The 11,087-nt window shown below is 69.4% G+C and carries 12 protein-coding genes and 1 pseudogene; 9 read left to right on the forward strand and 4 right to left on the reverse strand.

The window, feature by feature from the left end; all coding sequences use genetic code 11:
* Nucleotides 1-273 precede the first annotated feature (273 nt).
* The gene (locus STRTUCAR8_RS06740) at nucleotides 274-1,482 is read right to left on the reverse strand and encodes a hypothetical protein (protein WP_234372769.1); all 1,209 of its coding nucleotides are present in this window, start codon (nucleotides 1,480-1,482) and stop codon (nucleotides 274-276) included.
* 154 nt (nucleotides 1,483-1,636) lie between these two features.
* On the opposite strand from STRTUCAR8_RS06740, the gene STRTUCAR8_RS06745 reads away from it, so the two are divergent.
* From STRTUCAR8_RS06745 to STRTUCAR8_RS06760, 4 genes are all read left to right on the forward strand, one after another.
* On the forward strand, nucleotides 1,637-2,323 hold the full coding sequence (locus STRTUCAR8_RS06745; protein WP_006374773.1) for a DUF8175 domain-containg protein: 687 nt from the start codon (nucleotides 1,637-1,639) through the stop codon (nucleotides 2,321-2,323).
* 163 nt (nucleotides 2,324-2,486) lie between these two features.
* A complete protein-coding gene (locus STRTUCAR8_RS06750; protein WP_006374768.1) occupies nucleotides 2,487-2,897 on the forward strand; it encodes a hypothetical protein in 411 nt (136 codons plus the stop codon).
* A 36-nt stretch (nucleotides 2,898-2,933) separates the two neighbouring features.
* Nucleotides 2,934-3,233, forward strand: a complete 300-nt coding sequence (locus tag STRTUCAR8_RS06755; RefSeq protein ID WP_006374770.1) for a hypothetical protein — start codon at nucleotides 2,934-2,936, stop codon at nucleotides 3,231-3,233.
* Entirely contained in the window at nucleotides 3,230-3,502 is a 273-nt protein-coding gene (locus STRTUCAR8_RS06760; RefSeq protein WP_006374774.1) for a hypothetical protein, read from the forward strand. Before STRTUCAR8_RS06755 ends, STRTUCAR8_RS06760 begins: the two co-directional genes overlap by 4 nt.
* Before the next feature lie 107 nt (nucleotides 3,503-3,609).
* Here STRTUCAR8_RS06760 and STRTUCAR8_RS52360 read toward each other — a convergent pair whose 3' ends face one another.
* A complete protein-coding gene (locus STRTUCAR8_RS52360) occupies nucleotides 3,610-3,840 on the reverse strand; it encodes a hypothetical protein (protein ID WP_006374771.1) in 231 nt (76 codons plus the stop codon).
* Between the two features lie 188 nt (nucleotides 3,841-4,028).
* Between STRTUCAR8_RS52360 and STRTUCAR8_RS49405 the strand changes: the two are divergent.
* The 3 genes and pseudogenes from STRTUCAR8_RS49405 to STRTUCAR8_RS06775 all read left to right on the forward strand — a co-directional run.
* Nucleotides 4,029-5,360: pseudogene (locus tag STRTUCAR8_RS49405) on the forward strand (pentapeptide repeat-containing protein); the annotation flags it as partial.
* Between the two features lie 57 nt (nucleotides 5,361-5,417).
* Nucleotides 5,418-6,383, forward strand: coding sequence for a DUF3710 domain-containing protein (locus tag STRTUCAR8_RS55585; protein ID WP_407705523.1), 966 nt, complete (start codon nucleotides 5,418-5,420; stop codon nucleotides 6,381-6,383).
* A 139-nt stretch (nucleotides 6,384-6,522) separates the two neighbouring features.
* On the forward strand, nucleotides 6,523-7,587 hold the full coding sequence (locus STRTUCAR8_RS06775) for a site-specific integrase (RefSeq protein WP_006374766.1): 1,065 nt from the start codon (nucleotides 6,523-6,525) through the stop codon (nucleotides 7,585-7,587).
* An 85-nt stretch (nucleotides 7,588-7,672) separates the two neighbouring features.
* Here STRTUCAR8_RS06775 and STRTUCAR8_RS06780 read toward each other — a convergent pair whose 3' ends face one another.
* The gene (locus STRTUCAR8_RS06780; RefSeq protein WP_158697386.1) at nucleotides 7,673-7,870 is read right to left on the reverse strand and encodes a hypothetical protein; all 198 of its coding nucleotides are present in this window, start codon (nucleotides 7,868-7,870) and stop codon (nucleotides 7,673-7,675) included.
* Nucleotides 7,871-8,713: 843 nt separating this feature from the next.
* Between STRTUCAR8_RS06780 and STRTUCAR8_RS06785 the strand changes: the two genes are divergently transcribed.
* Entirely contained in the window at nucleotides 8,714-10,573 is a 1,860-nt protein-coding gene (locus STRTUCAR8_RS06785) for a zeta toxin family protein (RefSeq protein ID WP_006374769.1), read from the forward strand.
* Here STRTUCAR8_RS06785 and STRTUCAR8_RS06790 read toward each other — a convergent pair.
* The gene (locus STRTUCAR8_RS06790) at nucleotides 10,537-10,746 is read right to left on the reverse strand and encodes a hypothetical protein (protein WP_158697387.1); all 210 of its coding nucleotides are present in this window, start codon (nucleotides 10,744-10,746) and stop codon (nucleotides 10,537-10,539) included. The two genes, STRTUCAR8_RS06785 and STRTUCAR8_RS06790, sit on opposite strands and share 37 nt — an antisense overlap.
* A 105-nt stretch (nucleotides 10,747-10,851) precedes the next feature.
* Between STRTUCAR8_RS06790 and STRTUCAR8_RS06795 the strand changes: the two genes are divergently transcribed.
* Nucleotides 10,852-11,087: hypothetical protein (locus STRTUCAR8_RS06795; protein WP_199791668.1), on the forward strand; the 236-nt coding region annotated here is incomplete at its 3' end.

Consider the following 11,087-nt stretch of genomic DNA (forward strand, 5'->3'; position numbering starts at 1 on the left):
CAGCGGACAGCTACGGCATCCCACCTGCGGAGGAGGGGGTGCGGAGGGGGTGCAGGCGCGTGGGCCTGAAAGGCAAGTTCTACCTTGTTCTCGCCATCATCGTGATCGGGGTCCTGATCGGTATGAACAACCCGCAGCCCGGCCCCTGAGGAGCTGACTGCGCGAGAACCCCGGCCGAAGCGAGACAGTCAGCAGACGGTCGTGAAGGACCCGAAAACCACCGAGAGCCCGGCCGCGTTACGCGGACCGGGCTCTCGCAGTGCTGCCTGTTGATCAGCGGTTGTCCTGGCTCGGCACGTCCGGGCGCGACGGGCGGGAACCACCATTGCCGGACGAGGTCGGACGGGATGAGTGCGCGGCCATCCCGCCGCTGGCAACCGACGACGAGGACGAGATCGGTGCGGACTGGCTTGCCGCCGGCCGCGACGATGCGTCCCTGCTCGCGTGTGCGTTGATGCCCGCTGTGACGCCCTGGACGGGCCGTGTCACGATGGCTGCGGACTGACGGCTCGCCGGGTCGTAGGAGTCGCGTCGAGCGGCGACGATCTCGTCGCCCATCCCCGGGATGAACCGGAAGATCAGGGCAGACGCCACAATCGAGATGACGATGATCGCCAGACCGGAGACGATGGCGCCCACGCTGTCCTGAGCGCCGGCGTCCGTGAGAGCGCTCGCCAGTTGCAGCACGATCACGATGATCGGCTTGATCAAAATGATGGCGGTCATGATCGCCACCCACTTGCGGACCCTGCCCCACAGCTCCTTGTCGACCAGCCCTGAGTAAACGACCGTGCCCAGCACCGCACCTACGTACAGGAGTGCGGCGCGCACGACCAGCTCGAACCAGACCACGCCCGCCGCCACGATGGAGACGCCGGACAGGACGATCTGGATCAGTGGGCCGCCGTCTTTGTTTTCTTTCAGGGCGGTGCTGAACGCGTCGAAGAATTTCGCATGCTGGGACCCGCCGGCGAGCGCGTCCGTGATGCTGTCCACCGCACTCACCACGGTGTACAGGACCAGGGGCGTGAACGCGGAGGCCAGCACGGCCAGCCACAGCAGGCCGATCGCCTCACCGATCGCCGTGGTGAGCGGCGCTCCCCGCACCGCCCGCTTGACCACCGCCCACAGCCAGATGACCACGACCAGGACCGTCGATGCCGCGAAGGTCAGCGCGTACGTCTTGAGGAACGAGCCGTTCGTGAAGTCGACGTCCGCCGTCGCGGTGACGGCATTGCTCAGCTGGTCGACGACCCAGGCCGCCGCCTCGGCGAAGCTCTTGGCGAGCGAGGACATCGGATCCAACGTCGAGTTGTCGACGACCGGGGCCCCGCCACCTGTACTTCCGCCGGCGGCCTGCTCTGACTCACACAGGTCCTGTGCCTTGCCGTTGAGCAGGTCGCAGGGACCAGCGTACGAAGTCGAGGCGGAGCCCATGAGCGCGGCGCCGACGATGGCAGCGAGTACGGACAGGCGAGCCACGGTACGAGCGCGCGCGGACACATCAACCCCCAGATAAGTCAGAGGACATGAGCGTCCCACGCTATCCCTGGCAGCGGCACCAGGGCGCCCAGGACTCTCGCGTCCCAGATAACGTCATGCGCAGCATCGATCACAGGAGAACAGGGAGCGGCAGATGACGACCAGCAGTCAGCGGCAGGCCGAAGGGGCGAAGGCCGCCCCACCCGCCCGCAGCCGACGGCATCGCGGACTCATCGCAGGAGTGGGCGTCGTCGTCTCCCTCGTGGCAGTCATCGCGCTGGCCAACCGAGGCTGGACGGGCAGCGAGGAGACGCCCGGAGCAGCCGCCAACCCGCTCGCTCCCGAGGTACCGCACAGCAGGAAGGGCGCCGAGTACGCAGCCGCGCAGATGGCTACGGCCATCGGCAGCGAAGGCATGTACAACACCCAGCGGCGGCATGCGCTGCTGCAGGCCATCGTCGACCCCGACCAGCGCGATGAGCTGCAGAGGGCGTACGACACGAACTACACCACGGACCTCAACGCGAAGATCGGCCTGGACACCGAGGGCAAGGCACCGGCCGGAGCGACATTCGTGAGCCGGATGATGCCCGCGGGCACGGCCGTGGTGGCCTACGGACACACGGAGGCGAGCGTGGACGTCTGGTGCCGCAGCCTGTTCTCCCTCACGGGCAAGAACGTGGCCACAGAGCGGCCGGCCAAAAGTACTTGGTCCACGGTCAGCGTGACGCTGCGCTGGACCGACAACGGCTGGCGGATGTCTGAGGGGGCAGTGGACAACAAGGGTCCGGAGCCGGAGAGCACCGAATCCACCCGCTTCGGACCGGTCCCGCAGCTGTAGACCCGGTCCGCCGCCGGACCGCCGGCCACCCGGCGCTGCTCGCTCGCGTAGGACACTGGACGGGCGCCCGGCGGCGTGGCTCCCAGCCGATGCAGTCCGCCGCCGGGAGCGTCCCCCTCTATATAGGGAGAAGCCATCCGGCCCCACCGTCGTTGAAGAGGACATGCACCAGCACCAGCTGCCCTCAGCCGCCGCGCCGGGTGTCGCCGAGCGGGCCGAGGTCCTGGCCGATGCCGCGTGCGAGTTGCACGACGCCGTCAGCACGTCGGCGAGTTGGAGCGTGAGCGCCGTTGAGGACGCCATCGAGGCGATGGAGACCACCGCGCTCGCCCTGGCGCTTGCGCACCCGGACGCCACCGCCGCGGCGTTCATCCTGGGCCAGACCCTGGCCCAGCTCCGCGAGCGTCTCGGCCTCCCGCCCGGCGAGCACACCACAGCCGTCGACCTCGCCGACGAGGACCAGGAGCAGCCCGTCAAGCCGACCCCGATCAACCGGCCCCGGAACCGCCGCGGCCTCGGTCCCGGGTACCAGGGCCTGCGGATTTCCCCGGGCCGTACCGCGTCCGGGCCGTAGACGAGTAGCGTCGATACAAGCGACGAGGAGGACACCGTGACCGCACAGCCCGACCACCAGGCCGACCCGCCAGGCTTCAACCCGCCCATGGGCACGCTCGCCGAGCTGCGCGAGGCACTGAGCACCTGGGGGTTCCCCGGCGACCGGCAGAAGTTTGAGGCAGAGCTCGATGCGGCCGACCTCGACGACCTCACCAAGGTCCGCGAGATCACCCAGGCGTACCGGCACCGCGTCCTGCTCCGATACGACCCGCTGGGCATGGCAGCACTCGCCCGCCCGACCGCCGACGTCGAGGCCGAGCTCCGCCGCAAGCTCGAAGAGGCCAGCGCCCTGTGAGTCATGCGTTCTACAGCGACGCCGCCGAGAAGATCCGCGCGGAGCTGACCCGATCCGAGCAGGTCGCCGTCGAATCCGTCCGCCGCACGCTCGAAGACGACCCCGGCCCCGCGCACGCACGCGGCCTCCCGGACGCCGACCCCCAGTCGGAGAGCTACGTCATCGAGCTACTGCCCGAGCAGACCGGTGGCCGCGGTATCTCCGTGGTCTATCGCTACTCGCAGACACTCGACTCGGCGCTCATTGTGTGGCTCATCGCTGGGCCGTAGCCGACCGGCGCGACGACGAGGGGCGTGCGGTCTGGCACCGAACCCCTTCAGATCGAGCCGAGAGCGCCCCATGGCAAGACCATGAGGCGCGCAGCGGCGGTCCGCCGTTACCGGCGGGCTAGGGCGAAGGCGGTTGTCACGAAGAGGGTGACACCACCAACCGCTACCCCCAGCGGGGTTCCCAGGGACGGGTGACGCCACGTTACGTAGGCGAGGCCGGCACCGATGAGGAGGACCACGAGCGCCAGGACGAGGATCAGCAGCGGCCACACCATGCGGGTGGGCAGTGTCGGCTCCTGCGGCTGTGAGGCGGCATCGGTAGGCGTGGTTGCAGACATGACTTTTCCCTGCGTTGGGCGTGACGGAGCCACGCGTGGATGGACGGTCGAACCTTGGGCCGCAGGGGTGTTAGCCCCTCAAGCGACACCCTCAGCTTCGAATGGCCTGACCCGTTGCCGGAAGCCGCACCACTAGAGGCAATGTCCAGTGGGACCATTGCCCTTCGCGCAACGCCACAGGGGGAATCATGAGCGGCGAAGGGCACGTGCAGCCGGAGCTGGGGCCGGTCAAGGAGAACGTGGCCGAGCCCGACCTCTCCTTCGTTGTGCGCCTGCGGGAGCTGTACCAGCACAGCGGCTGGACGTCGCTGCAGTCCTTCGCCGACGCCGTCGGCTACAGCCGAGGCACGCTCTCACGCTTCCTCTCCGGTGAGCGGCGTCCGCCAGCAGACTTCCTCGGCAAGGTGTTCGCCGCGCTGGAGAGCCAAACGCGACACCCCATGACCGAAGAAGCCCAGGCGAGCACCAGGCGCCTGTACTTCGAATGCATCCGCACCACGCGGCCACACGAGTACCAGGTCTTCGAGTTGGAGGAGAAGCTCAAGGTCTCGTACTGGGAGCATCAGGCGGCCGAGCGCCTCACCCACCGTCTGAATCAGGACCTGCGTGAAACCCTGACGCAACGCGACCAGATCGACCGGGAACGCCGTGCCTTGGAGCAGGCCGCCGCACGCGACGCCGCCGAACACAGCCAGCTGCAGCAACGCCTGACAGACGAACAAGCCGCCTATGAGATGGCCCGGAGCACGCTCACCGAGCAGATCACCGAGCTCGTCGACGCCCTGCGCCAGGCAGAACGTGACCGGGATGAGGCCCGGCAGACGTGCGACCACCTCCGCGAGCGGCTCCGCACCGCACAGATACACGCCGAGGACGAACGGCAACAGCTCATCGACGATCAGGAACAGCAGCTTCGCGCCGAACGGGAGCGCCGCGAGTCCCTGGAACAGACCCTCGCCGAAGTGCTGAGGAACTTGACAGCCCCCAGCGGTGCCGCGTCTTCTTCTGGCCTGGACGGCGATGGCCTTGTGAAAGAAGTGCCTCCCGCCGCCGACGCTGCTGACCAGGGCGTTGCCAACGACGCAACACCAGTCACCCCGCCCTTGGAGCTGCTGGTGGCAGCCCAGGCCCGCCGGCTACGCGACCATGACGCCCAGGAGCAGTTGCACGCGGTGCAGGACCTGACCGCCAGGATGAAGGAACTGCCGCACACGGCGCCGCAGATCGTCAGCATTCTGTGCGCGTACCTACGCCGGACCCGGGCCGGCCTCCAGGCCCTCGACCCCACTCCTGCCCATCAAGCAGCACTTCAGGCGATCCGAGAGCATCCCGCCCACGTAAACGCGACGGTCGACCTGGCCGGCGCCGACCTGACCGGCGGCAACCTTTACTCGGCACCACTGGCCGGAGCAGTACTTCGAGGCACCGTGTTGAACCTGGCCGATCTGGAACAGGCCGACTTGCGTGGCGCCGATCTTCACGCGGCACAGCTGCGTGGCACCCGCCTCTCCGGCACGAATCTTGACGGCGCGGTCGGCCTGAACGCCGGCGTGCTGGAGCATGCGTTGATCGACACCATGACGGTTCTGCCCAACAACATCGAGCGCATCCGCGTCAAACGACGGTGGACCCTTGTCGACGCGCCGCCTCCGGAACTGTCCATCGGCCGCACCCTTCGCGAGGCGCGCATTAGCGCCGGACTAACCGTCGAGGACGTCCGCAGGGCCACCCGGGTGCGCTTGGCCATTGTCCACGCGGTCGAGCAGGACGACTTCACCCCCTGTGGGGGTCACGTCTATGCACGCGGCCACATCCGTACACTCGCGCGCGCGGTCCATATCGACCCCAAGCCGCTGTTGCAGCAGTACGACGCACAGTTCATGGGGAGGCCTGCACCAAGACCGGTGGCGCCCTTGCACGAGGCCGAAACGATCCCGCCCGAAGCATCACGGGCCGGCCCGTGGGACGTGAGCGATGTCAAGGATCTCGACAGCGGCAGAATCGACCTGGGCGGGCTCTTTGTGCCGCTGGTCGACGACATGGAGTTGCGAGTCGAAGTAGCAGGCGAGGACATCGTCGCCGCCACCGTTGTACTACGGGACAGCGCTATTCAGATGCAAGCCTTCGCGGCGCCGAAGTCCGAAGGCCTCTGGAAGGAAGTGCGCTCCGAGATCGCAACTCACGTGCGCGCCCAGGGCGGCGTCGTCGACGAGATCGAGGGCCCGCTCGGCTGGGAGCTGAGGGCTCAGGTGCCTGTGCGGCTCCCGGACGGCAGGGAAGGCCGTCAGGTCGTGCGTTTCGTCGGCGCGGACGGACCGCGTTGGTTCCTGCGCGGTGTGATCTCTGGGCAGGCTGCGGTGCAGCCTGCGGCCGCCGCGATGCTGGAGACGGTCTTCCGGGACACCGTCATCGTGCGAGGGAACATGGCTATGGCTCCCAAGGCCCCCATCCTGCTCATCATGCCGTCCGAAGCACAGGTGATCCGTGATGACACCGCGCGATATCGGCAGTCCGACTCGCCGCCCTCTGCCGGTACCGCCTAGCGGGGGCTCCTGGGGACCGTGGACTGAAACCTCGCTCGTCGAACAGGGCCGCCGGAAGTCCGGCGGACCGGCATGGACTCCGGATAAGCTCACTTGTCCGGAGTCCAGAAAGCCTCATGACGGGCAATCAGGGGAGACCATGACGAACGAGGATCTGTCGGTCACGACGAGCACCACGGACCGTCAGGCCGACGTCCCGGCGCCCGGACGGTTCGACCCGGAGACCGAGGCGCGGCTCGACGGCATCGACCGCGACGCGACTCAGCACGTCGAGGACAACCGTCCGGCGAAGACCCGCAACGGGTACGCCGGCGACTGGCGCGCGTGGGAAGCGTTCTGCAAGGAGACCAACCTCCCGCCCCTGGCCGTCCGGTCCGGCACGCTCGTGCTGTTCACGGAGTGGTGCTGGATCCAGCCCGGCTACAAGCCGGGGCTGTTCATGGCGCCATCGACCATCGACCGCCGTCTCGCCGGCGTCGTCGTCACCGGCCGCCGCCAGCACAAGCTGCAGCTGGCCGTCGACATCGCCGAGGAGGCCCGCGCCCTGCTCAAGGCGAAGGTCAAGGCCATGGAGAAGGCAGGCGAGGAGCGCGGCCGCGGCCAGGCCCCGGCCCTGCTCGTACGGCACATGGAGAGGATCGCTCGCACGCTGCCGGACAACCTGTCCGGCGTCCGCGACCTGTCGATGATGACCATGCACTTCGCCATCGCCGGACGCGAGCACGAGGTCGGATGGCTCCGCACCCGAAGCGTCACCGAGGACCCCGAGGGCCGGGGCCTGATCGTGGACGTGCGGATCAGCAAGAACTACCCCCGAGTGGTCCAGGTCCCGTACGGCTCCCGCGCCCACCTCTGCCCCGTCCGGGCCTGGCGACGCTGGCACGACGAGGCCGGCCTCGACCTCGACCCGGACGGGTTCGCCTACCGCCGTCTGCACTCCCGCCACCACACCGTCATGGAGGCCGGCCTCGACGCCGAGGCCGTGGGCGACGTCATCACCCGGCTCGCCGACCGCGCCAAGCTCGACATCCGACCGACCGGGCACAGCCCGCGCCGGGGGCTCGTCACCGAGTCCTCCCGCGCGGGCAACCCGGACGCCGTGGCGGAGAAGCAGGGCGGATGGGCCAAGGGCTCCAAGGTGATGCGCCGCTATCGCGAGGACGACGACGGGTTCGCCGAGAACGCCCTGCACGGCGTGCTGTAGGCCCGCTCCTATGGCGCATCCGCCATACGCAGCCGACGACCCGGAACATGATCCATCGTGACGGGTAGGCGCCTCGATGTGACGCCTACCGCGACGACCGTTCGGAAGCGTCACGCCCCCGCTCGATGAGCCGCCGCCGCATCCGCCAGGCCCGGGTGCGGCACCGCTTGCTGCAGTACACGGCATCCGTTCGCTTCCGGATCGACACCGACCACCCGCACACCGGGCACAGCCCGAGCGCGTACAGCTCACCGCCGCGCATGATGGCGAGCGAGCGATCCACCGCCCGCTCCAAGACCACCTCACGCCGTTGGACTCGGCGCCAGTGCTTCGAGCGACAGGCCGAGTTGCAGTACCGCCGGTTCGGCCCCGCGTCCCGAGGCAACGGCGCACGGCACGTGCCGCAACGGCGGACGGGCTTCCTGGCCACCCTCCCAGCGTGGCCCCGAGGGGGAGTCGAGGGGAAGGGCAGCCGCCAGCGGACAGGCGCGCAAGGGTTGCGCGGCCGACTTCCGGTTTCAGGCCCTCATTTGAGGTCGGATTTCTTCACCTTCCGCAGGTCAGAACCGGTAACAGTGCCGCCGATCCGAGCGGACTGTTACCGCGCCGAGCGCCGACGAGCTGGCCGTCGAGCGCTGCCGTCGGCTGGTCTGTGGGGCGCCGGAGCTCCGTAATCCTCCGTGGCCTGCTGCGTGCGCGTCTACAGGTGATTCGGGCTGGGAAAGACGGGCCAGCGGCGGAGGGAGGGGGCGGTGGCGGACCGGTCGGCGGCTGCACCGGCTCGCCGTGGCCCAGACCGTACCCCCGCCGTCGCGGATGCAGACGCGGAGGCGACCGCACCGCCGGCCGTGGCCGAGAGGGAGCAGCTGCTGCCGCGCGTCACGCCGGGGCCGTCGCGGTCGCTCCGCGTCGGCGCGGGTCTCGTCGTGGCGAGGAGCGTGTCGTCGGTCGACTGAGGGCGCCGCGGGGACCCACCGCCCACGGCCGTCGTGGCGAGCACGGCGGTCCCCGTCCGTACGACTGACGATCTTCACCTCCCTAATTCAATTCATTCCATTTCATTGACAAATGGAATGAATTGAATTAGACTGAGAGGACCGAAACGGACCACCCGAAGGAGCGCGCGATGGCCGGTCAGCAGGAAAACGCCGACGCGGATGTCCGCCCGGCCGTGCTGCCCGTGTCTGAGCACGAGGAGATCCTGGCGTCGCGGATCCTGCCTGCTTGGACCGGTGACGCCGTCCCGCAGGATCAGCCCGTCGCAGTGCTGATCGGCGGACCGCCCGGCAGCGGGAAGTCCACCGTCTGCCAGGTGCTCAAGGCGGTGCTGGACCGGCGGGGCGGTGCGGTACTGATCGGCCGCGACCTTTACAAGACCGACCACCCCGCCTACCGGAGCCTCCTGCACAGCGACGACCGCACCGCCGGGGTGCGGGTACGGCCGGACGTGCTGCGGTGGCAGGCGGAGGTCGAGGAGTACGTGCGCGGCCACCGGTTCGACGCGCTGGTCGAAACCCCTGCCGTCGACCCGGAGCAGGCCCGCGCCTACCGGGAGGCGGGATACCGCGTCGAGGTGGTGGTGTTGGCCGAGGCGCAGGCCGTGACGCAGCTGAGCATCTTGGAGCGCTATCTCGCCCAGGTCGCCGAGAACGGCGCCGGACGGTACGTGTCTTGGGGCAACCACGACCAGGTCGCGCGCCGCCTGCCGGAGTCACTGGAGGTCATCGAGACGGAGCAGCTGGCCGACCGCGTGATGGTGGTGCAGCGCGACCTGCAAGTGCTCTACGACAACGCGCTGGCCGAACCGTCCCCGGCGGGCGCGCACCGTGCCCTGCACGCGGCCCGTAGCCGGCCGTGGACGGCGCCGGAGACGTGGCGCTTCCGCCGTCAGGCGAACGGCCTGCACCAGCAGTTGCACCCGGCGGCGAACACGCCGGAACGGCGGCTCGTGGTGGCCGGTGGTCTGGAGCGGGCCGCAGCGCTGGCCGAGCCGGTACGGCGCATCGCCCAGCCGCTCACGGTGCCGCCCGGGGTCGACTACCACCGGCTGTCCGCCGACGAGCACCGGTTCATCTTCCAGGAGCTGATCGTGCCGATGCACCTGAGCGACATCACGGCGCACGCCCAGCCTGTGGTGCTGTACATGGTGGGCCCGCAGGGGGCGGGGAAGACCTACGCGGCGCGCACGCTGCGCCGGGTACTGCGCGGCCGACGCCCGATCAGGATCGAGGGCGGCATGTTCAAGGCCATGCACCCCGACTACCGCCAGCTCCGTGAGGAGGAGCCCCGTACGGCATCCGCCCGGATCCGCCCGGACTACCGGGCCTGGCAGGAGCAGGCCGAGGCGTACGTACGCGAGCGACGCGGTGACCTGCTGATCGAGATCGCCCCGGACGACGTCGACCACTTCCTCGACGGCGCCCGCCGCCATCATGCGGCGGGCTACCGCGTCGAGTTGATCGTGCTGGGAGGCCGGGCAGCGGACAGCCGTCTGGGCATCGCCACGCGGTGCGCCGAGGTGGCCCGCATCGGCGGCACCGCCCGCTTCACCTCGACAGCCGCCCACCAGGCGTCTTTCCAGGTGCTGGCCGACGTGGTCCGCGCGGCCGAGCGGGTGCCGGACGTCGTCGACTCCGTCTCGGTCATCCGCAGGGACCTGACGGCGGTCTACCGCAACGCCCGCACCCCGGGTGGCGCCTGGACGTCTCCGCCCCGGGGCGGAGACGCGGTCGAGGTCGAGCAGCAGCGCCGGTACACCACGGCCGAGGCCGCGCAGTTCCTGGCCACGCTGCGACGGGTGCAGGGCGAACTGCCGCAGTACCGGCGGGATCTCGTCGAGATCGCCGCGCTGGCCTGGCCACTGATGCCGGTTCACCTGCAGCCGCGCGCTCTCGCCGACACGGTCCCGGTGATGGCGCTGCCCGTCCGCCACGGTCAGGCGCCCAACGGTTACTGGCCCTTGAGTTCCTTCATGCGGGCCGTGTAGCGGGCAGCGATCTCGGCGACCTCGGTCTCGTCGGCATCCTGCAGGGCGTGCTGGTCGGCGGCGCACGCTGCCAGCCCGTCCCGCAGGACTTGGAGTCGTTCGGCATCCGGAGAGCCGGCACGCCGCTCCTGGATGAGCTGCTCGACGGCTTCGGGGCTCACGGCTTCAGACAAGGGGACATCCTTCGGGTATCGGTGATGGGCCGTCATTGTCCCTGGCCGAGACGATGCGGGCCGGGCACCGGGGTTGCTACCGTGGTGATCTTTCTTGGGGGTGTTGTGGCACGCGATCTGCGGATGCTGTTCGGGGCGAACGACCGGTCGGTGGAGGCCGAGGAGGCGTTCACCAACCGCCAGGCCCAGTGGCAGGCCGTCGTCGCCGCGCTCACCGATCACCTGCAGCGCATCGCCGCCCCGTCGTTCGACGTCGAGGACTTGGCCAGCTCGCGGCACAACGTCCTGGTCGCCCACGGGGTCGGCGGCATCGGGAAGTCCACGTTCTCCCGCAAGACCGA

This window comes from Streptomyces turgidiscabies Car8 (assembly GCF_000331005.1).
Lineage (GTDB): Bacteria > Actinomycetota > Actinomycetes > Streptomycetales > Streptomycetaceae > Streptomyces > Streptomyces turgidiscabies.